A 25,161-nucleotide genomic window follows, 5' to 3' on the forward strand; every position below is an offset into this window, starting at 1 on the left:
AATCTTGATTTTGCGTGAGACGTTTATTCATGAGTAGAGAACAGAAATTTTTAATTTCTTGTAAGTGTAAGTTCATTTACTCCTAGCAATGAAGTGAGTAGGAGTTTCATTATTTAAGTTAAGACTGTTAAGAAACATGAACTTCTTTGAGACATGCTGAAGATTAATAAGTGTAGTGTATGTAGAATAGGGAAGGATTTTTAAATGAAATTTAGGTTTGTTAGCAGTTTGAAACCGAGAAATCTCGGTTTTTTTAAAATCTATAAGAGAATTGCAAATCTTATAGTTGTAGATAAATATTTTTTTCGTTAATAGATTTCTAAAATCAACATTTGAAATCTTAAAAGGAAGACTTTTTATTAATAAGTATTTTATCAAAATGTGGAGGAAAATTAATGGCGTTTAGATTTTGTTCATTAGCAAGTGGAAGCAGTGGAAATTGTCAATATATAGAAACGGAAAAAGTTAGAATTCTAATAGATGCAGGCATGAGTGGAAAAAAAATACAACAAGCATTAGAATTAATAGAAGTAGATCCAAAAACAATTAATTATATATTAGTAACGCACGAACATTCAGACCATACAAAAGGCGTAGGCATATTATCAAGAAGGTTTAATTTACCGATTTATGCAAATACTAATACATGGGAGAGTATGAAAAAAGATATTGGCAAAGTTAAAGAAGAAAACATCTTGACTTTTAAGACAGAGGAACATTTTGAGATAGCAGATTTAGGGATAGAACCCTTTGGAATATATCATGATGCTATAGAGCCAGTAGGATATTGCATACATTACAAAAACTCAAAGATAAGTTTATTGACTGATACAGGATGTGTAGACGAAAATATAAAAAAGAAAATAGGAAATTCAGATTTATTATTAATAGAATCAAACCATAACATAGAAATGGTTAAAACGGGAAGGTATCCATGGCCGCTTAAAAAAAGAATACTTGGAGATTTAGGGCATCTATCCAATGAAGCAGCAGGTGAAATTATATCAGATGTATATACTGATGATATGAAGGTTGTATTATTAGCGCACTTAAGTCAGGAAAACAACTTTCCAGAGCTTGCTTATACAACAGTGAGTAATATTATAACAGAATCAGGTATAGACTTACAAAAAGATGTAAAGCTTGATATGACCTATAGACATAAACCATCAAAAGTATATACTTTATAAAATAATAAGCATGTTTCTGAGTGTATGAAAATAGTAATTTTCATACACTCAGGTTTTGAACTGATAATATAACTAACATAAAAGTAGTAACTAAAGAAGTATAAAAACCTAAGCGTAGATCAGGTATTATAATATATAGGCTATATGTTTATGAATTCGCATTAAAATATCCAAAATTAAAAATAATTAGCTTGATGACTTTTAGTTATTGAGCTTTTATCATATAATAAAAGAAGAATAATAAAATTGGAGATGATGAAAGATGTACGTAGTATGTAACGAACATTTAAACATTGCAATAGATGAATTTTTAGAAGTATATGATCAATGCCCTGATTTTTATGAATTAGAAAAAATATCATTTACAGATTGGACTAGTCCAAATATATGTGATTACTGTGATAAAAAACCTAAATATCTTGTGGTTTAGATATAAAGGGAGATAATACAAAATGAAGATAACAATAATAGCAGTAGGAAAGATAAAAGAAAAATATTTAACTCAAGGAATAAAAGAATACTCAAAGAGATTGTCTAAATATTGTAAACTAGAAATCATTGAAGTAAACGACGAAAAAGCTCCAGAGAATCTAAGCTTAACTGATATGGAGATTATAAAAAATAAAGAAGGAGAAAAAATACTAAAAAGATTAAATATTGATTCTTACATAATACCACTTTGCATAGAAGGAAAACAGCTTTCATCAGTTGAGTTTTCTAAGCAGGTGGACAAGGTTTTATTACAAGGAAACAGCCACATAACATTTATAATAGGAGGTTCACTAGGATTATCAAAACAAATAACAGACATTAGCAACCTAAAACTATCTTTTTCAAAAATGACCTTTCCTCATCAGTTGATGAGGCTAATTTTGCTTGAACAGATTTATAGAGGATTTAGAATTAGGTTGGGTGAACCGTACCATAAATAAGTGCGGTATTAAATTTTGAACATATTTTCTATGAAGAGATATAATAATTCTCCATCTCATTAATCATGAGATGGAGAATTTAGTAATTTTCACACAGTTTTTGTTATATTATAAGGAAATCGATATATAATTATAGATTGTATTACGATAGAGTTTAGTAAAATGTATTTTCTAACTATTTTTACAGTAGTCAAGGGGGACTTCTTGTACGAACTTATTATAAATCTCACAAAGAAGTTGATAATCATCTTTCCTTACACTAAAGTTTGACTTAACTGCATTACGTTGTAACTTAGAAAGTAAAGTTAGCCATTCAGTTTTAGATTTCTTCCCACCACTTATTTTCTGTTGAGAGTCTAAAGTAAAAAGCCCTTCAAATAAATTTGACCAATTTCTTCCGTATAGAACTATTAGTCGTAAATCCGATAAAGTAATAGAATCCCAAAAGTCAGATTTTTTACCTGTCTCATATTCATATTCACTTAAAGCTTTATTTACTCTAGTATAGACCGGTTTTGGTATCGCATTAGTCCAGTTATCCTTATATTTATTTTGAATAGCATTTTTTAATATTTGTTTAACTGAGTTTGATATTTCTCTTATCATCATTATGGATTCATTATTATATTCTTTACTATGATCTTCCCAATACTTCTTTAAACCTTCTGGTTCAAATTCATTACGCTCATAATTAATTGCTTTTTCTAAACAACGACAAGAGTATATTGGTCCATTACCTCCATATGTTTTTCTAATATTATCACGTTGCTCATCATCAATATTTTCATAAAATCTAATGATGGGATCAAGATAATACTGTGCTCTATCAGCCATAACTTCAGGCTTATCTTTAAGTGGGTTTATCTCATTTATTTTTATTAAATGCTCTGTAATACTATTAATAGTCCGAATGACCCCACCAATACCATTATTAGTTACTAAAATTCCCTGTTCATCCTTACCAAGGTGCCATTCTTTATTTAAATTTTCTTTGATATATGACAAACATATTTGCAGATAAGAGTACAAAAGATCAAATGTGATATTATTATCATCTAGATCAAAATTACCTCTCTTTTCCAATTTGTTGCTTGTACTATATTTTGAAAGAAAAGAACCAGTATTAATAGCTTGTCGAATACATTCAATAGTAACACATTTTAAAGAAGTTGATTGCTCCTCACCAATAATGATTCTTCTATAGAGTGGAGATGTACAATCTTCACCAAGCTTTTGAGCTATACGGAGTCTAAGAGCATTACGTCGTTCATCATATTTACTAGAGTTCCATTGCATATCAGCATTTAAAGTATTTCTTAAGTTTTTTGAGACAGCCTTCTGGTTCTCATTTATCTCCATAAATAATTTTATTTGCTCTTCTTTTTCAAGATTTTCAAAAGCTACAACTGGAATACTGTTAGTTTTAGCATATTTTGAGTCTGAATATCCATACAATCGATGCTGCCCATCTATTATGTATGCAGATTTATATTGTTGTGGTAAGTGTAATGTACCTAATGTTGCAATAGAATCTACATCTTGTTTATTAGCCCTATCAAACGACAGTGGACGTTTTGATATAAGATTTATAACAATAGAGTTAGGAAAATAACCCTTATCTTCATTAATAAATTTTCGTACAGATTTTAATCTACTTTTTTTTATAATCCGTTGGTATGTTGGCATCATGTCATTATTGGCATCATTTCTATGCAGGACATATCCTATCTTTAATAGCTTTTCAGGCTCTATAGAAAATGAATAATATGTATGTTTCCCCATTTTACCACGAATAGCTGGTATTTTGTTATTCATATTTCTGATTTTTTGATTTGCGAATAGATTGCCTAATAACTGATATTTTGCAGAAGACCCAAGGTGCTTAACTAGCTCGCAGTAATAATTGACTTTTGAGTTATCCCAAAAATCAATATTCCAATTATTTAATTTTTCAAGGTCGGCCTTACTCATGTTGTAGTTGTGGGTGGCCCAAATAAATTTCACTTTTCTTCTGGGAAACTTTTGAAGTATTTCTTTTCGTAATCCCTCTGTTTGGCCATAGAAAGCTTCAATATTTTTTTTAAAAACTCCGTCCTTAATAGAAGATGTAGCCTTGCACTCAACAACGAGTACACTTTCATCATCTGCTGCAAAAACGTCAATTTGCTGGGTTATATTTTCATTTGTATGGTCATATGACATATGGAAGTTGCGATCTGAATTCATATGTTCAAAGCCCATATTAAATAGCATTATCCATATTTTGTCCTCGAATAATTCATCAACTTTTTTGTCTTTTTTAACTCCGATAAATTTATCATTTTTATACTTTTTATATTCAACCCAGCCTTCTTCTATTAGTACTGGGAGGGCTATGCTTCTTTCTTTATGCACAATAAATTCTTTAGCTCTTTTACGTTTTACTTGTGTGAGTTCTTTGCAAGAAACAACTTTTTCCCACTTAGTATTACTCATTTTCCTAAACTCCTTTCGGTATATTTGTAAAGATATATTCAGATATAAGAGATCTCTTTGCCTTTTTCCCTCCTATTAGACTATGTCTATCTAGAGGTGTCAAACTATCTCCTTCTTTAGTAAAAATTTCTTTAATGGCATTATGTGCGGCATTTGTAAGTATGTAATATGCACCTTTAGACTTTATGTAGTCTATATATTTACTAAGTCTCTTTTGATCATCAAGTGAAAATAGATTTTGGTTATACTCAATGAAACCATTATTATTGTGTGAAACAGTATAAGGAGGATCAAGGAAAATTAAATCTCCTTCTCTAATGCGATATTTTTTTTTAGAAAAATCTTCACAATGAATTCGTACTTTTTGCAATTTCTGGCTTGCGATACGTAAACGGTCGTAGTTGTAATTTAGATTTTGCCTATGACCATAAGGAACATTGTATTTACCCTTCTTATTTACACGATATAGACCGTTATAAGAAGTCTGATTTAAGTATATAAATCTAGCAGCTCTTTCGATCATATTATCAGGTTCTAATGCTCGGATTCTATAATATTCACTTTCGGTATTGGTATAATGTTTTAGTTCTTTTATAATCAAGTTAGGATGATCTCTAATAGATATATAAGAATCTATTAACTCTGGATTTATATCTGACAGATATACATTTTTTTTTTGCTGTAGTGAAAAAAAGATTGCACCACCACCAATAAATGGTTCATAGTAATTTCGGTACTCTAAATTTAAAATTATACTTTTAACATGAGGTATTAGCCATGATTTCCCTCCTGCCCATCGTATAAAAGGTTTTGTGTTTGACATTTTAATGACTCCATTTCAATTATTAATTATAAGGTAGAGAGTAGAATATATGTATTAATAATACCAAGCTAAGACGTTATTAATGATAATAACTTATCTAACTTATAATGCTACTTAAAGTATATTACGATATAGAACAACTAACAAGTGGGAAAATACAAATATATGAGAATAATGACCTTTTGCTTGAAATAAAACCGCCTTTGCACATAGTACGGTGAACCATATTGAACTATCTTTAAATTTGAGTTTTCATCTGCCATTGGAGTATTTTCCATACTTGGATTTATGGCAAATAGCCAAGGAGTAAGTGTTGAAGCTATATCTTCATCTATAATTGATAAAACAGGATGGGAACGTAAAAAAGTAGTATCTGTTATGTCTTTAGTTGGAGTTTGTATAAGTACAGTATTTGCAACTAGAGCAGGACTTTATTTATTAGATATTATGGATAATTTCATTAATAATTATGGAATAGTAGTTGTAGGATTATTAGAGACTATTTTAGTAGGATGGATAATTAAAGCAAAAACAGTACGTAATCATACAAACGCAGTTTCTTACTATAAAATAGGGAAGTGGTGGGAGGTAATTATTAAGTATATTACTCCAACTATTTTAATTTATATGTTAGGTAAGAGCTTTATTACAGAATTATGAATTGTCAAGTTTATTGGCATATGGATGGAGCATAATTCTACTAGGTATTATAGGTGCTATATTTATTAGTAAAAAATCGTGGAAACAAGATATTGAATGTGAAGAAGAGGAGGAAGTTTAATAATGACACAAAGTGCAAAGATATTTTTTATTATAGGAGCAGTAGTGCTTTGGGGAGGGCTATTGTGTACTCTAGCAGTTGCAATTAAAAATGAGAAAGTTTCAAATTAATACTTAGGAAATAGAAGTAGAGAAAATTTGAAATTCCTGTAAATGTAGTAATATAGTAAAAATGGTGTTGATGCTTTTATGAATATAAGTATGATATGATAATTAAGATTGAGATAGTTCTCATCAAAAAAATAAAAATGTACTATGAAAAGAAATGTCTTTATACCTTGTAGGGGGAATGAGGTATAACTATTTTAAGAATGGTTAATATAAAGAGATATAATAATAAAAAACCAGAGTGATATGGTAAACCGTATCATAAATAACTGCGATTTTCTCATAGTATGATTTAACACATGATAATATATATAGAATTATCCCTGATTATTCATATAACTTTGAATAATATGCTGTATAGTTCTGAATTATAAGATTTCAGTGAATTCGAAGACATACCGAGTTGGTATGTCGAGAATTTAATGGATAACTTTTATGTTATAGCTCATAAGTTTTGGACGAGGGGAACTATATTGGTAGTTTTTACAACTGACATATGGGGGAAACTTAATTACATCATAGAATATAAACATTGAATTTATGCATAGTGTAGAGTTTTGCAATTAACTAATTAAATATAATAAAGGAGAAGTATACATGGGTAAATTTGTTCATATTGTTTTTGGGGATTCCGCCGCAGGAATATTAAAATACTATTTTGAAAATATTCAAAATGAATTTATGGGTGAGATAATAAGTTTTAGAGATATTCATTCAGTTGGACCAATATATGAAATTGATACTGAAACAGGACTTAGAAAAAGAATAGAATGGTTAAAAAATATGGTAAAAGTGGTTTCGGCAGATGATTATTTTGAATATATTGAGAAAGAATTTATTGCTACATATGAAAATATAAAAAATATCGATATAGATTCAAAAATTGTTATATGGCATGAGAAAAATACTGATAGTCAAGTAGGTTTTAGATATCTAAATAAATTATTAAAAAATAAAGAATTATATGAGGTGAATGTTTCTGAATCATATATAAAGGATTATAATAACAATAGATATAAACCAAGATCTCTTGCTGAATGTGCGCCTGAAGAAATAAATCGTTTTATTTTGACAATGAAAAAATTAGAAAAAGAAAAATGTAATTGTTTAATAAATGATTGGGAGGTCCTTAGAACATCTAAAGAAAATTTGAGAATTTTAAAGGATAACAAAATAATTGGAGTAGATGAAAATTATTATGATCATGATATCTTATCGAATTGTACTTTTAATTTTAGAAAAGCGGCAAGAATTATTGGAAAAACAATGGGAGAATCAGATCAGCTTGTTAGTGATACTTACCTTGATTATAGGGTTAGAAAGTTAATTAAAAGTGGAAAAGTTGAATATAGAGGGAAATTAGAAACTTACAGAGACTTTGAAATAAAAGTGCTTGGGCTTAATTGAGATTTTCACAGAACTATGAAATAGACAAAAATGTTTTTATCATTATATGTTAAAGGAGTAAGAAAATGATTTAGTGGTTGATACAATATATATAACTAAGTATAATACAAAGAATTATCTAATAAATTAATATTGGTTTGGAGAATTAACCTTATAGTAAATTAGCTATTAGATTTTAAAATATATATTGACAGAATATAAATATGAGTGTATAATGCAATACAAATGCTAATTAAAATAAATTCTAAGAAGAGAAAAAGTAAGTAATAGCTTGTTCTACAGAGAGTTGGTATTTTGCTGCAAGCCAATGTCCAAGTTATAACTGAAAATCGTCTCTGAGAAGTGAGGCTGAAATTAATATTAGTAAGCTTTGCCGGAGTCTTTCGCCGTTAAAAGAAAAGCGTATTGTTGGATACGTAACTAAGAGCTATAAAGGTTTATTTTATTGTAAATTTACTTTATAGAATTAGGGTGGTAACGCGGTTTAACCCGTCCCTTATTTTGAAGGGACGGGTTTTTTGTGTGCATTCAGAATGGGCATAATCTAAACGGAGAAAGTCTTGAACACAAAAGGTAATATATGTGTTCGATATGGAATGAGAGTTTATATTTTTACCTAGGGAGAATCTCTTAATCTACTTGAAGATTTAAAAGTTAAAAAGAATTATAAAAAGAAATATTAACATAAATTTTGTTATTTTTCTTTAGGGGGCGAGTATATAGAAGTTGAGATTAATTAGCAAAAAAATTATTATTTAAATAATAAAGGAGATATATAGAATGAAAAATTTATCAAAAAAAGATTTACTACTTATAGGGTTAATGCTATTTTCATTATTTTTTGGAGCAGGAAATTTAATATTTCCTCCATTTTTAGGACAAGCCGCAGGTGTAAAAGTCTGGACAGCAATACTTTCCTTTTTTATAACAGCAGTTGGGTTCCCAATTTTAGGAGTAGTTGCAGTTGCTAAGTCTGGTGGATTACAGAATTTAGCTAAAAGAGCCAATCCTGTGTTTGCAGGAATTTTTACAGTTTTAATATATTTATCAATAGGACCTTGTTTAGGGATTCCAAGAGCAGGAAGTTTACCTTTTGAAATGGTTGTAGCACCATATTTACCACAGAGTATACCTACAACTTTAGCGTTGTTAATATTCACATTTGTATTTTTTATGGTAGCTTATTGGCTTTCATTGTCACCAACAAAGTTAGTAAACCGTATGGGTAAAGTATTAACACCTACTTTATTACTTTTGATTTTAGTTATGTTTATAGGTGCTTTGATTAAACCATTAGGTAATTATGGTGTAGCAACAGGAGAATATGTAAAATCTCCATTTGTTAAAGGATTTTTAGAAGGGTATTTAACAATGGATACAATAGCAGCTTTAAATTTTGGAATAGTTATCGCATTATCAATAAAATCTAAAGGAATTAAGGATGAAAAAGTAGTAGTTTCAACAACAATAAAAGCAGGAATGATAGCGGGAACTTTAATGATAATTATTTACTCAATACTTGCTCATTTAGGAGCAACTAGTGGAGGAAGATTTGGTGGTACTCAAAATGGAGCACAAACATTAACAAATGTTACAACCTATATATTTGGAAAGCCGGGGGCTGTATTGCTAGCAGTTATATTTACTCTAGCTTGTTTAACAACCAGTGTTGGTCTTATAACTTCATGTAGTCAATATTTTTCAACATTGACTAATAAGCTATCGTATAAAAATTGGGCTAGAATATTATCACTTTCTAGTATGGTTCTTGCTAATATGGGCTTAACAAAAATACTTGCAATATCAGTACCTGTACTAAATACTATTTATCCAATATCAATAATGCTTATAGTACTCTCAATGTTAGATAAATTTTTTAAACAAAGTTCTATGGTTTATGGATTAACAATATTATTTACTGGAATTGTAAGTATAGTTGATTCATTGCAACAGGTAGGAATAGAGCTAGGATTTGTTACTAGTTTGTGTGACGGACTACCTTTTTACGCAAAAGGTTTAGGGTGGGTAGTTCCGGCTATATTTGGAATGGTTATAGGAGTAGTAATTAAGATTATAAAGGAAAAATTAATATATAATAAAACTTTGGAAAATTCTATATAGAGATGATGATATAAAAGAAGTTGTGTCAAAAGCATAGTCTGCCTTAAAGTACTATTTGCTGAATGTATGACATTTATCATAGGAGTGTATTTAGTTAAAAAAAGTAACAACTCATATGTAAAAATAGTTGAAATTTTTACGCATAAATTTAACTATGAAGATATGAAGTTTATCTAGAAAAAATTATATGAAACTTGGTTTCAAAAGTGAATATATCATAAATAAGAGGAGATTTATAATATTACAGAGATATTTTTGAGGACTTGGAAGTCCTCGTTTTTTTATGAAGAAAATTAAATATTGATTTGATTGAATATCTTATTTGTTATAGCTGATGAAGTAATGATAGAAACAGTAATATAGAATTTATATATTAATACTATCCTGGGTATTCTAGTACAGAAGAAAAAAATCATAAGAGCTATATGGTAACAGTATCATAAATAATAGGAGATTAGTTTACTTATGGTATAATAAATTAATATGTTATTTTCAGTAAATAGATTAACTGGTACAAATTACAAAGAATCGAAATCATGAATGTTAAGAGCTATCAATAAAACAATTATAAATTTAGATTAATACTGGAGGATTTATAAATGGATACTATTAAAAGAATTAACTTCAAAAAGTCCGAGCATAGGTTATTTGATTTTGAAATAGTTGATTTACAAGAGTTTTTAAAGACACGACCAGCTAAACATCTTTCAAAAGTATTTCGATTGAATTTCTATTTGATATTGTATATAACTTCTGGAAAAGGACGACATGAAATTGATTTTAAAGTCTATGATTTTAAAGCAGGAGATATGATATTTGTTGCACAAAATCAAGTTCATCGTTTCTTTCCAAACACTCAAGCTACTGGTTATATTATTTTATTCACCGAAGACTATCTATACATTAATTCAGATATGAATATACATGATTTTTTAGATCATTTCAATATGCCATTATATAATCCAATTATTGAAATAGATATTAGTGAAGAAGCATCCAATCGAATACTCATTGATTTATTGTACAAAGAGTATCAAGCAGTAGATAGTAGGGTAAAGGTACAATTGCTAAAATATCTTTTTAGAAGTTTCATGCTAACAATTCGTAAGTTTAGGAAAATAAATAAAGATATGGAAACCTCAGGTGTTTATAAGCGCTTTATAGAATTTAAAAATCTTGTAGAGATGCATTATAAGGAAAAGAAAACTGTTAGCGAGTATGCAAGGATGATGTCAGTTTCTCAAAAAACAATCAATCAAGCTACTAGAAAGGCTGTAGATTTATCTGCTAAACAATTTATTATAGATAGAACATTATTAGAAATCAAGCGATATATAGGGCAGGGAGAGCTCACAATCAATGAAATTTCAGATTTAATGGGATTTTATGAACCTTCTAATTTGACAAAATACTTTAAACACTATGAAAGAGTTTCACCAACGGAATTTAGAGCAAAATATTTTAGTATTTAATGACACCTTTGGAAGATATGTTTTTATAGTTTTTTATGGAAGGGTATTAATTGTACTCATATTATTGGGAATGGAAGAGCCGATAGATAAATAAGTAGTTTATATATGATTTAGCTATGGTTATCGTAAAAAGCAATCATAAATAAAACACTTAGCATTATCATTATTATTGTATATCAATTATAGGAGGGATAAAAGTGTATACAATTGGACAAGTAGCTAAGTTTTTAGGTGTATCTAGGGATACATTAAAATTTTACGAGGAAAAGGAATTACTAAAGCCTAAACATGATGATGAGAATGGTTATAGAAAATATAATCATTTTGATATATATGATATTATGACAATAAAATTTTATAGGGAAATTGATTTTGAGATTAAGAAAATTCAGGAGATAAGAAAAAGTAAGAATGTAGAGGAGATAGAATTTTTATTAAAGGAAAAAGAAGAAAAAATATTAAGGGAAATAGAATATAAAAACCTTCTTCTAAAGCACATTAAATTAGTAAAAGAAGATTGTGAGAAAATTAAACAAAGCTTAGGTAAATATACGATTAAAGAAATGAAGCCCGTAGAGGTGAAGGGTGAAATAACAAACTTTGCTGCTTATGATGAATATGAAATTATACAAAAGAATACAGACAATTTAAAGGACGCTGTTACATTAACAGGTCTACGGCGTGTAATAAGCTTTGATAAAGAGGGCATAAAAGGAGATAAATTTATAGTTGTAAGAAAAATAGAAGGTTTAGAAAAAAATGTGGAAGGTGAAATTATTACTCATCCCAAGTGTATTTATACTATTATTGAAGATGGTAGATATTTAACTGGTGGAGAAAATATCGATAATAAAGTAGGAGATAGCTTAAGAAATATAGCATTAGAAAATGGATATGAGCTAGTGGGGCTAACTTATATTAATATATTGATTACTACCTATGAAGAAGGACTTGAGCGTGTATTTTTAGAAATTTATACCCCTATAAAATAATACAAAAGTGTATTGACTAGGGAGTTACCCACAGGTTTAAACTAAGGATATCAGTGAATTAATTTGTATTATATTGACTGAATATTTAATTAAAAGGGGAGTTTCATATTGACTATAGAAAAAACATTAAAAAGACCAATGGTAAGTTTTGTTGTATTTAGCAATATTATTTTTTGGGTATTTTTAGCTTTAATAGGTGTAGGTATGATGCTAGATATTCCTAAGATATTAACAGATATTTTAATAGTAATCTCAGCATGGTCATCAACTATTTCTTTTGTAATTTTCTTTAATAAGATATATCCAGGATTAAAGCTTAAGGAGTTTGTAAAAAAACAATTTGCACCAAAACTTAGATTTTCTGTACTTAGTATAATTATTATCATTCAAATTTTAATATTTTCAGTTACTATATTTATTCTACCAGGTGCAAGGGATACTCAAAACTTTACATTATCATTTTCAGGTATAGCAATGTTCCTATTTATTTTTTTCCACCATCTAGTACAAGGACCTTTAGGTGAAGAATTAAGTTGGAGAGGATATGTACTAAATGAGCTTCAAAAAATGCATTCACCTTTTATAGCAGCTTTAATAGTAGGCGTGTTATGGGGACTTTGGCATGCACCACTATGGCTTTTAACTTCAGGATATATCGGAGTAAATTTAATAAAATACATTACACTTTTTATGGTTGGGATTATATCAGTAACTATTATAATGACATTTTTCTATAACCTAAACAAGAATCTATTAGTGCCTATTATAATCCATCAATTATTTAATTTTCTACTTTCTCTCATAAAAGCAGAAACATTGGATGTTTTATTATATACTATGATTTTTTATTTTGCTGTAGCAGTTATATTAATAGTTATAAATCCTAAGCAAAAATTATATAAAAAATAAGAAGCAAGCATTATTGGAAATCAATCGATATATAGGGCAGGGAGAGCTCACAATCAATGAAATTTCAGATTTTATGAACCTTCTAATTTAACAAAATACTTTAAACACTATGAAAGAGTTTCACCAACGGAATTTAGAACAAAATATTTTAGTATTTAACGATACCTGGAAGGTATCGTTTTTATAGTTTTTTATGGAATTATTACATTCTAATTTATCTTTATAGTAATTATAATAAAGATATGCTTAAACTTACGTTTATTAAATGATAGAAATCAAATGATAGGGTGATGATGATTATGGAATTAAGTTGGGTATCAGTTGTACCTGTATTACTAGTAATTATTTTAGCCTTTGCAGCTAAGAATGTATTTATTGCTCTATTATCAGGAATTATTGTATCGGGTATTATCTTAGATGTGAAGTTAGGAACAATTTTTACAGGTTTAAATAGTATTTATCAAGTATTTCAAGATGACTGGGCTGTAAAATCCATATTATTTTGTTTAATGATAGGTGCATTTGTATATGTGATTGAAGCTACAGGTGGGGTTAATGGTATGGTGGAGTATTTAACAGAAAAGAGAAAATTAGTGAAATCAAAGATAGGTGCACAGTTATTGGCTTATTTACTTGGAGTTTTTTTGTTTATCGATGGTACCAGTTCTATAGTCATATCGGGAGTTGCTTCAAAACCTTTATTTGATCGTTTTGATGTTTCAAGAGAGAAACTGGCGTATATAATAGATTCTACATCTTCTCCAATTGCATGGTTTATACCGTTTAATGCAGCGGGTGCTTTCTTAATGGCTATGGTTGGAGGTCAAGTTTCAGCTGGTATTATAGAAGTAGACCCAATGACTATGATAATTTCAGCAATGCCATTCCAATTTTATGGAATTTTCTCAATACTAATAGTTGGAGTAGTAATTTTCATAAATAAAGATAGGAAGATAGGAGAAAAACGGTCCATTTGGAATGCAAAGGGAGAGGAATTAGAGCCTTATTCTTCTCAACAGATTTTTCAAGGTAATATTGTAGCAAAAGCTAAAAATATGCTTATTCCATTAGTATTATTAGTGGGTAGTATCTTTGGTATCATGTTAATTACTGGTAAAGGAAACATATTAAAAGGTGATGGGTCTGCAGGGATTTATATTGGTGCTATTCTTACTTTGATTTTAACAGGAGTATATTATATTGTCCAAGGAATAATCAAGGCAGAAACCTACTTGAAATGGGTGCTCAAAGGCATGAGCAATTATTTGGAAGTGACCATGATATTAACCTTAGCTTTTGCTTTTAGTAATCTAGTCAGTCAATTAAAAACAGGTACATTTATTGCTACAATTAGCAGTGGTGTTAATCCAGCCTTTGTTCCTTTCATGATTTTTATTGCAGGTGCATTTATGTCATTTGCCACAGGAACTAGTGGAGGGACAGTGGCAGTATTGATTCCTATTGCAATTCCAATGGCAGCTAATCTAGGTGCAAGCATTCCAATCGTTATTGGAGCCATTATATCAGGTGGTGTATTTGGAGATCATTGTTCTCCAATATCGGACTCAACAATTTTATCATCTATGATTGCTGAAATAGATGTTATGGATCATGTAAAAACGCAAATTCCATATACATTGATATCTGCTGCTTTAGCAGGTGTTGGATTTCTAGCAATTGGAATCATTAGTTAAATATTCTTATGGGGTTTTTCAGAAACTCAAATTTGAATAGTTATTCTTGAATACTATTGAAAGTGGGGATGTTTGCCATATTAATAATGCGAGTTTAGTTTCAAATTCTGCATTTAAAAATATTGAGATACTTGGGTTTAAAGGTAGAAGCTATTAAGACGTTAGAGGGAGGAATTAAAAATGAATATTAAAGAAATATATGAGTATATTGATAAAATAGGATGCGTTTCATTTTCAACAATTGATGATGGGTATGTACAATCTAGGATTGCTCATTTTTTTGCTTTTGATAATGATGGGTTATACTTTAGAACAATGACTGTTAAGCCTTTTTATCACCAGCTTAAGGCAAATGGCAACGTAACTATTTGTGGAATGTATCCATCTACACAGTTATTAGGTCATAATGATAATGGTTCACCAAATTTTACAGCTGGATATACAATAAGGATTACTGGAGATATTAAAGAACTTAGTACAGAGGAAGTTAAATTAAAAGCCAAAAGCAATCCAGATTTTAAAACTGCAACATATGATATAAATAAATACCCTGAAACACGATGTTTTTGTATATATAAAGCAAAAGGAGAAATCTATGATTATGATTTCGAGTTAGAGAAACGTGATCATAAGCTGTTGAGGACAAGATTTTCCTTTGGAGGAATGACTTATAATAATGCAGGGTGCATTATTACTGATAAATGTGTAGGATGTGGAAAATGCCACGAAGTTTGTACTTTTAAGGCAATAGAAAAGGGGTTACCGTATAAAATCAACGAAGAGCGTTGTGATGAATGTGGTTCATGTTATAGGACTTGCCCAGTAGCAGCTATCGAAAAACCGTTAACTTTTTAATTAAAATATTTAGTTACTAGAAAGTGAAAAATGATAGGATGCTTATCAATAAATGTAGTATAAATGCCTTAGAAAAATATTATAAAGTAAATAAATTATAACGTAGTGAGAATATTAAATTTTTTAGTTTATTGACAACTAACTAGTTTAGAGATATAATTTAAATGAACAACGTTCATTTGATATTTTTAGGAGGTATATATTGTCTAGAATAATTGAAAATCCTAGAGAACTAATTTTAAGTGAAGCTAAAAAAATCCTATATAATGAAGCATATTCTAGTATCAGTATCAGAAGAATTGCTAAGGAATGTAATATTGCAGTAGGTACAATATATAATTATTTTCCAACTAAAAAAGAATTAATTATAGAGATGATGACAGACTTTTGGGAGGAATATTTTTATAATATTGAAAGTATAATTAGTTCTGAGGAAGACTTTTATGCAAAACTTAAAAAAATATTCGATAAGCTTTCTGAGTTTATAAAAAGATTTAGAAAGGTTTGGCTGAGTAATGGTATTCATTCTTCGCCTGACTATATAGAAAGCGGTTTAGAAAAACAAGATATTTATATTAATAAGCTGATTACAATCATTGAAGAATTGCTAAAAAAAGAAGTGAATTTTCATAGAGATAAGAGTGTAAAAAAATTGGATATACACAAATTAGCTAGTTTCATCGTTATGAATTTTATCTCAATGATGCAAATGGCATACGTTGACTATAAGTTTTTTGAAAATTTATTAAAAGAGTTAATCAAATAAATCATATCTACAAAAAAAGATATGATTTTAAAATGAACTCCAATGAACAATGTTCATTTGAAAAAAATAATAGAAGAGAGGTGTTTAGTATGAAATATTTTGAGCCGATTTTTGAAATATTTTATTTAGGATCAGTATTTTACATGTCACTTAAGATGATTTTTGCTGGTAAGAACGATAAGCTGATGAGATTATTTGGAGTTATGGGATTTACATTAGGAGCCGGAGATTCATTTCATTTGATACCAAGAATATATGCCTTGTTAACTACTGGGTTAGAAGCAAATGCAGCAGCTTTAGGAATTGGAAAACTTATTACGTCAATTACAATGACCTTGTTTTATGCAATCCTCATTAGAATTTGGGAAATAAGATTTGATAAGAGAGAGAATAAAGGTATTAGAGTGTTTGCAGGAATATTAGTTGTATCAAGAATAATATTAACTCTTATGCCTCAGAACAAATGGACACTATATAATGCTCCATTAAATTGGGGAATATATAGAAATATACCTTTTACACTTTTGGGAGTCTTGATAGTTTATTTGATTTTAAAAGAAGCTGCCAAATATAAAGATGAAACTTTTAAAAAGATTGGAATAGGAATCATAATATCATTTGCATGTTATTTACCAGTTGTTTTATTTGCTAACACATATAGATTAGTTGGAATCCTTATGATTCCTAAAACAATGGCTTATTTATGGATAGTATATATTGGATATAGAGAAATGAATAAGAGAGTAAACTCAACAAACTAACAACAACAGTAATTGAATTTTCTAATGCATTTTCAAACTAGATAGTTCATGTAGGAGGTTTGACGCAATGGATACAGTTAATAAAATTAAACTAACCGTTCCAAAGAGGATACTATTTTTTGAAGCAGCTTTTATTTGGGGATTCGCTGCTAGTAGAATTTTAAAAATTGGATTTACAGGTGTATATACTATCACAAAATTTTACTGGATTAATATATTGATAGGTTTAATTGGATTTTACTTTTTCTATAAAAATGTTTTTTATAAAATGTATTTAAAGCATACAAAGAGAATTGTTAATTCAGAGCAAGATAGACTTTTTGTACTCTCATTTTTTGATATTAAAGGATTTGCTATTATGACATTTATGATTGCATTTGGTATTACTTTAAGAAAGCTTAATTTTGTACCATTATTATACTTGGCAACTTTTTATATCACTTTAGGATTATCATTATTTTCAGCTGCGTTAAGTTTTCTATATTCTGGAGTAAAATATGAATATATGAAAGTAAAATATTGTAATGAAAAAGTTAGTTAAAACGAATGTTTTTCTAATTATATAAACTATCTATTTTTATAGCTTTTTAACAGTGTGATATATTACTAAATACTTAAAAATATGTGCTTAGTTTTTGAATAGTGTATTTGCACTATTATTACAAAAGGTTACGATTACTTCATATCTAGTAACCGTAGCCTTTTGCTTTTTGTATTACTTAAGTCGTGTGTCAAGAAAACTACGCATTTTTCCTTCGTTGTATTTTGCTAGAGTATCATCAGCTTCTCTCATGCGATTATACAAAAACCATGCGAGAAGACCTCTTTGTGTATGAAGTCTATTTTCTGCTTCCTGAAAAACGATGGAACGGGTAGGATGATCAAGAACTTCGCTTGTGATTTCCATTTCTCGGTTTGCAGGCAGGCAGTGCAAAGCCTTACAGTGTGCAGGAGCTCTATTAAGCATATCCATGTTAACCTGATATTTAGGAGAAAAAGCTGCAAGTCTATCTGCTTCCTCGTCCTCGTAACCGTAATAAGTCCATACATCAGGAATAATAAAATCAGCATCCTTAATGGCCTTGTCAACGTCCTCGGTAATGGTAAGAGTACCTCCAGTTTTTTTCATCTTTGCACAAACTTTATCAATTTCACTTTGCATCATTGAATATTTTTTTGGTGAAGCAACAGTATATCGTAGACCTAATGTAGCACACATATGACCTGTTTCCATTGCCATAATTCCTGTGTCCGAAGAGTCGCCTACAAAAACAATGTGCAAGTCCTCAAGCTTTTTGCCCTCTGGCATATGTTCTGTCATTGTGAAAAAGTCGCAAATACCTTGCGTTGGGTGATTGTAGTAAGTCATTGCATTGAAAACTGGAACAGTTGCGTACTTTGCAAGCTCCAATACTGTTTCGTGTTCTTTTGTACGAAGCATGATACCATGACACATACTAGACAATATTTTTGCGGTATCCTTAATTGCCTCATGTGAACCAAAATGAATTTCACCAGGTTTTAAATATAGTGCATGTCCGCCCAAGTCAGTCATTGCAGTTTCAAAGGATACACGAGTACGAGTTGATGGTTCTTCGAAGATCATAGCAAGGGAAGCACCTTTCAAAAGCTTAGGAACTGCATTTTGCATATCCATTTCCTTAAGAAGTCTTATGGTCTCGAATATGTCTAGCATTTCTTTTTTTGTAAAATCAATGTTTTCGAGTAAATGTTTTACTCTGCCTGTTGTACGTTTTTTGTTTATCATAATAATTTCCTCCTGTTTAGTATGACTGTTTTTTATTGTTTTCTAAAAAGCTTGCTTAAACGAATTTTTTTCGTTGATTGCATAATAACAAAACCAAAAAAACATTTCAATACGATTTTTCTTTCTGTATCAGGTTGAAACTAACATTAAAATGTGATACATTTATGTTAACAATGTAACACTAAATGGGAGGCTTGCAAATGCCAGGTTTTTATGAAACAGCAAATAAAAATATAATGAAGCTTAATGTGAATGAAAAGAAATTATTTGAATATGTGGTTAAGAATTTGAACGAGGTATCTTCAATGAGCATAAGAGAACTTGCAAATGTCAGTTATGTTTCTACAACAACACTCCTCCGCTTTGTTAGAAAATTAGGATTTGACGGTTACCGAAAATTTAGTGATTCTATAAAAATCACATGTTCCGAGATTGAGCAAAATAAAGTACCAAAAGTCTTTCGAAAAAAAGAATACAGTGAAGAATATCTAAAAAACATCATTGAAAGTGTACGTGTAATAACCGAGGAGCAAATATCTGATTTTCATAAATTACTTGACAAAAATCCAACTATATATCTTTATGCACACGGACTAAGCATAGAAGCAGCAAGATATGCATACAGATTATTTTTGTCGTCGGGGATATCCTGCATACTTTGCGTAGAAGATTTTGAAATACACTCATCCTTTTCAACCATTTCAAATGACGATGCTATGTTTATTTTTTCCTTTACAGGAGAGAATACATCCTCTATTCATGTAATTGAGTCTGTACAAATTAACAAACATCCTATAATAGTTTCAATAACAAGAGCAGGAAATAACATTATACAGAATATGAGTGATATTAACTTCTATGTTTTTTCCGATCAACTAAGCACAAACGGTCTTGACATAACATCTAGGGTATCTATGATTTCCATAATTGAAATTCTAGTGTACTCCTATGTAACGAAAAACACAAGAATGTAACAAAATATATTCTTGTCACAGCCCATTCCAAAAACCTTTAGGTGTATAGACTTAACGGTTTTTTTTTTGTATTCTGTAAATGTAAAGTACAAGCAACCGTTGATGTGCACAAAAACGTTAAAAAAGTCATAAGCAAACATTGTATTTTATATTAGCCGTTGTAAAGTAAAATAATGTTAGTTTGTTTTAAATTCAAAATAAAGCAATGGCGAAATATAGATCATAACAAATTTAATAATATAGGAGGTTATTATGGAAAAGAAAGGTTTAAAATTTTTTGACATTCTTTGTCTGTCATTTGCTGCAGTTTTCTCGTTGGAAGTCATAGCATCTCAAGCAACTATGGGACCATCATTAATATTTTGCTTTATAGTAATTGGCTTAACCTATTTTCTTACCCATGCACTTATATGTGCAGAACTTGGTTCTACATATCCCGATCAAGGTGGAATTTATGTATGGGTTAAAAATGCATATGGCGATAAGTGGGCTGCTCGTACAACATGGTGGTATTGGGTAAATGTTGCTGGTTTTATTCCATCAACATTTGTAGTAATGGGTGGTATATTTATGCAACTTTTCATTCCTGATATGACAGTATGGCAAATGGTTACATTCTGCATTATCAGTACATGGGTTGTAATCTTTTTTAACTGTATCAGTCTTGAAAAAGCAAAATGGCTTACTACTATTGGTTCTATATGTAAATTCGTTGTATGTGTTGCTTTAATAGGAGGAGCTATGTATACCCTTATTACAAAAGGGGCACAGAGCATATTTAATATAAAAACAATGATACCTACCTTGGATATAGGTTTCTTCGCCTTAATCCCTGTGTACATTTATGCCCTTACAGGGTTTGATGTAGCATCATGTTCGGCAGAAGAAATGCAAAATCCAAAGAAAGATGTACCAAAAGCAATATTTTCCTCAGGATTTACAACATTATTTTTATATGTTATAACAGCAGTAAGTATTCTTATCATACTGCCACAAGATCAAGTTAATGAGACAACTGGCTTTATAGATGCATTCATTGGAGTATTTGGGAATAGTGGTATTTCAATTGTATCTATAGGTATTGCTACTGTACTTGCATTTATTGGATGTGTTTTTAGTTGGGCATTAGGTGGTAATAAAGCAGCACTAGAAGCTGGCGAAGCTGGAGAACTTCCTGCAATTTTTGCAAAAACAAATAAACACCGTTCACCTGTTGGCTCTGCATTGCTTCTTGGAATACTAGCTACAATTTTACTTCTTGTGTATGGTGCAACTGCAAACACAAACGAGGGACTTTTTTGGACACTTCTCGCATTTAATTCCATCATATTCTTTTTGCCATATTTAATGATGTCATTTGTTTTTATAAAGCTTCGTAAAACGCAAAAAAATATTGAAAGACCTTTCCGTATACCTGGACCTGATTGGATAGGAACATTGATTGCAATAATACATTTTCTATTCTTATTGACGGGAGTTATTTGTTTTTTCCTTCCACCAGAGGGTGAGAATGCAATTACATATATGACTTCATTAGGTATAGGTGTAGTTTTGGTATTAATACTAGGCGAGATTTTGGTTACAAAGTCTATAAATAAGAATAAAGCAAATAATTAATATATTTAAAATTAGTGGAAGGAAGATGAAAATATGAATAAAATTAACTCTACTCCCGAAAAAGATGGTTTTAGAATGCCAGGAGAATTTGAAAAACATGATGGCTGTTGGATGATTTGGCCACAAAGACCAGATAATTGGCGTTTAGGGGGTAAACCTGCTCAGAAAGTTTTTGCAAGAGTTGCAGAAGCTATAAATAAATTTGAACCTGTTACTGTTTGTGTAAATTACGATCAGTATGAAAACGCAAGAGATATGATTTCAAACGACGTTCGTGTTATCGAGGTTTCTAATGATGATGCATGGATGAGAGACTGTGGTGCTACCTTTGTAGTAAACGGTAGCGAGGTTCGTGGTGTAGACTGGGCATTTAATGCTTGGGGAGGACTTGTTGACGGCCTTTATTTTCCATGGCACAAAGACGATTTTGTTGCACAAAAAATGTGTGAACTTATAGGCGTAAACAGATACAGATTAGATGACTTCGTTCTTGAAGGAGGTTCTATTCATGTTGATGGTGAAGGTACAGTGGTTGTTACAGAAGAATGTCTCTTAAGTGCAGGAAGAAATCCACATCTTACAAAGGAGGAAATTGAGGAAACACTAAAAGATTATCTTAATGTTGAGAAAATAATTTGGCTTAAAAGAGGAATTTTTAACGATGAAACAAACGGTCATGTAGATAATATTTTCAACTTTGTAAGACCTGGCGTTTGTGTACTCGCATGGACAGATGATAAAAATGATCCTCAATACGAAATTTCAAAAGAATGTTATGAAATTTTAAGCAATACACCTGATGCAAAAGGCAGAAAACTTGAAGTTCATAAATTATATACACCTAAGCCGGTTTTAATTACTGCTAAAGAAAGCGAGGGTGTTGATGCAGTTAATGGAAGTATTCCAAGAGCTGAAGGAGATAGACTCGCAGCATCATATGCAAATTATTATACTGCAAATGGCGGAATAATTTTTCCACTATTTGATGACCCGAACGATGAAAAGGCGAGAACACTTTTTGAAAAACTGTATCCAGACCGTGAAATCGTTGGTATTGAAGGTGCTAGAGAGATTTTACTTGGCGGTGGAAATATCCATTGTATCACACAGCAGCAACCAAGTGTACAATAAAATATAGATTATATGGATATGCATCCAATTTTAACGTGTTTTTCTCTAGGAGTAAACTCCATTCATGAATAATAGTATAACTATTATTCATGAGCAAGAATATTCATTAGAATATAAAGATTAATAGTTACATTTATCAATCTAAATACACATTCCACAAGGAGGATTTATAAAATGACAAACAGAAACTTTATCGACACTACTGATTTTACTAAGGAAGAACTTATGAAAATCGTAAACCTTTCTCTTGCACTTAAGAAGTGCGTTAAGGCAGGCTACTACCCACCTCTTCTTAAGAATAAGACTCTAGGTATGATTTTTCAGCAGTCCTCTACACGTACACGTGTATCATTTGAAACAGCAATGGAGCAGCTCGGCGGTCACGCACAGTACCTTGCTCCCGGTCAAATTCAACTTGGCGGGCATGAAACAATTGAAGATACAAGCTGTGTCCTCTCTAGACTTGTTGATATTATTATGGCTCGTGTTGACAGACATAAATCTGTTGTTGATCTTGCTAATAACGCTACTATTCCTGTAATCAATGCTATGTCTGATTACAACCACCCAACACAGGAACTTGGTGACCTTTGCACAATGATAGAGCATCTTCCAGTAGGCAAAAAACTTGAAAATTGTAAAGTAGTATTCGTTGGCGATGCTACACAGGTTTGTGTTTCTCTTATGATGATTACAACTAAAATGGGTATGAACTTTGTACACTTTGGCCCTAAAGGTTACCAACTTAGAGATGAACACATCAAAATTGCAGAAGCTAACTGCAAAGTTTCTGGTGGTACGGTCATGATTACAGAAAACGAAGATGAGGCTATGAAAGATGCAGATTTTGTTTATACAGACGTTTGGTACGGTCTTTATGACGCAGAGCTTTCAGAAGAAGAAAGAATGGCTATCTTCTATCCTAAATATCAGGTTGATGCTGAGATGATTGCAAAAGCATCTCCACATATTAAATTTATGCACTGTCTGCCTGCTTCCAGAGGTGAAGAAGTTAACACTAACGTTATTGACGCTGAATGTTCTATCGTATTTGACGAGGCTGAAAATAGACTTACAGCTATGAGAGGTATCCTTGTTTATTTCTTAAAGTTGATGGAAAAGCCAATTGATGGAAAAGCTCAAGATTTGGCTAAAAAAGACCTTTACGATGCACTTATCGCTCTTTAATTTGACTTCTGACGTAATTTCGATAATTAAACACATAAATGTAAATTGCGTGCTGTATTAATATACCTTGCAGTACGCAATTGATTTAATTTCTATATCGGCCAAATGCTGATAAAAAAATAAAGGAGTGAATATACATGTCAAGAATAGTTATAGCTCTCGGCGGAAATGCTTTAGGTAAAACTCCCGTAGAACAGCAAGCATGCATTGATGCCGCTACCCCCTCACTTGTAGGACTTATCTCACAAGGACATGAAATAATCATAAGTCACGGTAACGGACCGCAAGTAGGAATGATTCAGCTCGGTCTAGACACTGCTGCAGAAAATAACGACAAAATTGCAAAGTTTGCATTGCCCGAATGTAGTGCCATGAGCCAGGGATATATTGGCTATCATCTGCAAAAGGGTATCAAGAAGGAGCTTAAAAGAGTAGGTATGCCGTGGCATGTTGCAACGGTTATAACCCAAATGGAGGTTGATTCTAACGATCCTGCTTTTAAGAACCCGACAAAACCAATCGGTGGCTTCTACAATGAAGATGAAGCAAAGCGCCTGATGGCAGAGGATCCAACTGTTGTATACCGTGAGGACGCAGGCAGAGGTTATCGTCAAATGGTAGCATCTCCGAAGCCTCTTGACATAGTTGAAAAGGACTCTATTTTAAATCTTCTTAACCATGAGTTTATCGTTATTGCTTGTGGCGGTGGCGGTATCCCGGTAATCAAAAACGAAAACGGGGACTATGAGGGTATTTCGGCCGTAATTGACAAAGATTTTGCTTCTGCTAAGCTAGCTGAGCTTATAGAGGCGGATTACCTCATTATTCTTACAGCAGTTGATCGTGTTGCTATCAATTTTGGTAAACCCAATGAGGAACAGCTTACCGATATAACAGTTGAGCAGGCTCAAAAATTGGCAAGCAAGGGGCATTTTGCTCCTGGTAGTATGCTTCCTAAGGTTGAAGCAGCTATCAGCTTTGCAAAATCCAAGAAAGGGAGACATGCTATTATCGCATCTCTTGAAAAGGCGCCCCTTGCCATGCAGGGCTTGAGCGGTACTACAATTAGCTTCTAATTATATTTGAATTTAATTCACATTATTGTGAAATAATGACTTGCCGTAAGCAAATCTTTTTATAAAAAATAAGCCTGTCAAAGAAGTAGGCTTATTTTTTCATGCTAAGTTGTATAATTAAA

22 protein-coding genes, 1 pseudogene and 1 other annotated feature are annotated in these 25,161 nt (G+C 30.8%); of the genes and pseudogenes, 20 read left to right on the plus strand and 3 right to left on the minus strand.

Annotation, left to right across the window (positions count from 1 at the left end; genetic code table 11):
* Window positions 1-395: 395 nt before the first annotated feature.
* From AYC61_RS19030 to rlmH, 3 genes are all read left to right on the plus strand, one after another.
* Complete coding sequence (locus AYC61_RS19030) at window positions 396-1,190, plus strand: MBL fold metallo-hydrolase (protein ID WP_066506875.1); 795 nt, start codon at window positions 396-398, stop codon at window positions 1,188-1,190.
* Between the two features lie 262 nt (window positions 1,191-1,452).
* The gene (locus tag AYC61_RS20835; RefSeq protein ID WP_082760071.1) at window positions 1,453-1,620 is read left to right on the plus strand and encodes a CxxH/CxxC protein; all 168 of its coding nucleotides are present in this window, start codon (window positions 1,453-1,455) and stop codon (window positions 1,618-1,620) included.
* Window positions 1,621-1,642: 22 nt separating this feature from the next.
* Window positions 1,643-2,122 (plus strand): 23S rRNA (pseudouridine(1915)-N(3))-methyltransferase RlmH, encoded by a 480-nt coding sequence (gene rlmH, locus AYC61_RS19035; RefSeq protein WP_066506879.1) that lies wholly within the window; start codon window positions 1,643-1,645, stop codon window positions 2,120-2,122.
* Window positions 2,123-2,293: 171 nt separating this feature from the next.
* Here the strand turns inward: rlmH and AYC61_RS19040 are convergent, their stop codons facing one another.
* Together AYC61_RS19040 and AYC61_RS19045 are read right to left on the minus strand one after the other, a co-directional pair.
* Window positions 2,294-4,597, minus strand: coding sequence for a DGQHR domain-containing protein (locus AYC61_RS19040; RefSeq protein WP_066506883.1), 2,304 nt, complete (start codon window positions 4,595-4,597; stop codon window positions 2,294-2,296).
* 4 nt (window positions 4,598-4,601) lie between these two features.
* A complete protein-coding gene (locus tag AYC61_RS19045) occupies window positions 4,602-5,420 on the minus strand; it encodes a DNA adenine methylase (protein WP_066506884.1) in 819 nt (272 codons plus the stop codon).
* A gap of 243 nt (window positions 5,421-5,663) precedes the next feature.
* Here AYC61_RS19045 and AYC61_RS19050 point away from each other — a divergent pair.
* The 12 genes and pseudogenes from AYC61_RS19050 to AYC61_RS19100 all read left to right on the plus strand — a co-directional run.
* A pseudogene (locus tag AYC61_RS19050) lies at window positions 5,664-6,201 on the plus strand (sodium-dependent transporter); the annotation flags it as partial.
* A 2-nt stretch (window positions 6,202-6,203) separates the two neighbouring features.
* Window positions 6,204-6,311, plus strand: a complete 108-nt coding sequence (locus tag AYC61_RS21475) for a MetS family NSS transporter small subunit (protein ID WP_156456530.1) — start codon at window positions 6,204-6,206, stop codon at window positions 6,309-6,311.
* Window positions 6,312-6,905: 594 nt separating this feature from the next.
* On the plus strand, window positions 6,906-7,715 hold the full coding sequence (locus AYC61_RS19055; RefSeq protein ID WP_066506889.1) for a DUF1835 domain-containing protein: 810 nt from the start codon (window positions 6,906-6,908) through the stop codon (window positions 7,713-7,715).
* 237 nt (window positions 7,716-7,952) lie between these two features.
* Window positions 7,953-8,215: a binding site (T-box leader), on the plus strand.
* A gap of 280 nt (window positions 8,216-8,495) precedes the next feature.
* Window positions 8,496-9,836 carry a branched-chain amino acid transport system II carrier protein gene (gene brnQ / locus AYC61_RS19060; RefSeq protein WP_066506892.1) on the plus strand — a complete coding sequence of 447 codons (1,341 nt, stop codon included), beginning with the start codon at window positions 8,496-8,498 and terminating at the stop codon, window positions 9,834-9,836.
* A gap of 599 nt (window positions 9,837-10,435) precedes the next feature.
* Window positions 10,436-11,308, plus strand: a complete 873-nt coding sequence (locus tag AYC61_RS19065) for a helix-turn-helix domain-containing protein (protein ID WP_066506895.1) — start codon at window positions 10,436-10,438, stop codon at window positions 11,306-11,308.
* Between the two features lie 197 nt (window positions 11,309-11,505).
* Complete coding sequence (locus tag AYC61_RS19070) at window positions 11,506-12,300, plus strand: MerR family transcriptional regulator (RefSeq protein WP_066506898.1); 795 nt, start codon at window positions 11,506-11,508, stop codon at window positions 12,298-12,300.
* A gap of 108 nt (window positions 12,301-12,408) precedes the next feature.
* Window positions 12,409-13,209 (plus strand): CPBP family intramembrane glutamic endopeptidase, encoded by an 801-nt coding sequence (locus AYC61_RS19075; protein ID WP_156456531.1) that lies wholly within the window; start codon window positions 12,409-12,411, stop codon window positions 13,207-13,209.
* Between the two features lie 299 nt (window positions 13,210-13,508).
* A complete protein-coding gene (locus AYC61_RS19080) occupies window positions 13,509-14,903 on the plus strand; it encodes a Na+/H+ antiporter NhaC family protein (protein WP_066506902.1) in 1,395 nt (464 codons plus the stop codon).
* Between the two features lie 180 nt (window positions 14,904-15,083).
* Entirely contained in the window at window positions 15,084-15,758 is a 675-nt protein-coding gene (locus AYC61_RS19085) for a 4Fe-4S binding protein (protein ID WP_066506905.1), read from the plus strand.
* A gap of 202 nt (window positions 15,759-15,960) precedes the next feature.
* Window positions 15,961-16,524, plus strand: a complete 564-nt coding sequence (locus AYC61_RS19090; protein WP_066506908.1) for a TetR/AcrR family transcriptional regulator — start codon at window positions 15,961-15,963, stop codon at window positions 16,522-16,524.
* Window positions 16,525-16,613: 89 nt separating this feature from the next.
* Window positions 16,614-17,285 (plus strand): hypothetical protein, encoded by a 672-nt coding sequence (locus AYC61_RS19095; protein WP_066506911.1) that lies wholly within the window; start codon window positions 16,614-16,616, stop codon window positions 17,283-17,285.
* Between the two features lie 67 nt (window positions 17,286-17,352).
* A complete protein-coding gene (locus AYC61_RS19100) occupies window positions 17,353-17,826 on the plus strand; it encodes a hypothetical protein (protein ID WP_066506914.1) in 474 nt (157 codons plus the stop codon).
* A 174-nt stretch (window positions 17,827-18,000) separates the two neighbouring features.
* Here the strand turns inward: AYC61_RS19100 and argF are convergent, their stop codons facing one another.
* Entirely contained in the window at window positions 18,001-19,053 is a 1,053-nt protein-coding gene (gene argF / locus AYC61_RS19105) for an ornithine carbamoyltransferase (RefSeq protein ID WP_066506917.1), read from the minus strand.
* Between the two features lie 200 nt (window positions 19,054-19,253).
* On the opposite strand from argF, the gene AYC61_RS19110 reads away from it, so the two are divergent.
* The 5 genes from AYC61_RS19110 (at window position 19,254) to arcC (ending at window position 25,039) form a co-directional block, all read left to right on the plus strand.
* Window positions 19,254-20,027 carry a MurR/RpiR family transcriptional regulator gene (locus AYC61_RS19110; RefSeq protein ID WP_066506921.1) on the plus strand — a complete coding sequence of 258 codons (774 nt, stop codon included), beginning with the start codon at window positions 19,254-19,256 and terminating at the stop codon, window positions 20,025-20,027.
* A 252-nt stretch (window positions 20,028-20,279) separates the two neighbouring features.
* On the plus strand, window positions 20,280-21,644 hold the full coding sequence (locus AYC61_RS19115; protein ID WP_066506924.1) for an APC family permease: 1,365 nt from the start codon (window positions 20,280-20,282) through the stop codon (window positions 21,642-21,644).
* Between the two features lie 33 nt (window positions 21,645-21,677).
* Complete coding sequence (gene aguA / locus AYC61_RS19120; RefSeq protein WP_066506928.1) at window positions 21,678-22,775, plus strand: agmatine deiminase; 1,098 nt, start codon at window positions 21,678-21,680, stop codon at window positions 22,773-22,775.
* 174 nt (window positions 22,776-22,949) lie between these two features.
* The gene (gene ptcA / locus AYC61_RS19125) at window positions 22,950-23,963 is read left to right on the plus strand and encodes a putrescine carbamoyltransferase (RefSeq protein ID WP_066506932.1); all 1,014 of its coding nucleotides are present in this window, start codon (window positions 22,950-22,952) and stop codon (window positions 23,961-23,963) included.
* A 137-nt stretch (window positions 23,964-24,100) separates the two neighbouring features.
* Window positions 24,101-25,039: a carbamate kinase gene (arcC, locus tag AYC61_RS19130; protein ID WP_066506933.1), complete on the plus strand. Its 939-nt coding sequence runs from the start codon at window positions 24,101-24,103 to the stop codon at window positions 25,037-25,039.
* Window positions 25,040-25,161 lie beyond the last annotated feature (122 nt).

Source organism: Abyssisolibacter fermentans, assembly GCF_001559865.1.
Lineage (GTDB): Bacteria > Bacillota > Clostridia > Tissierellales > MCWD3 > Abyssisolibacter > Abyssisolibacter fermentans.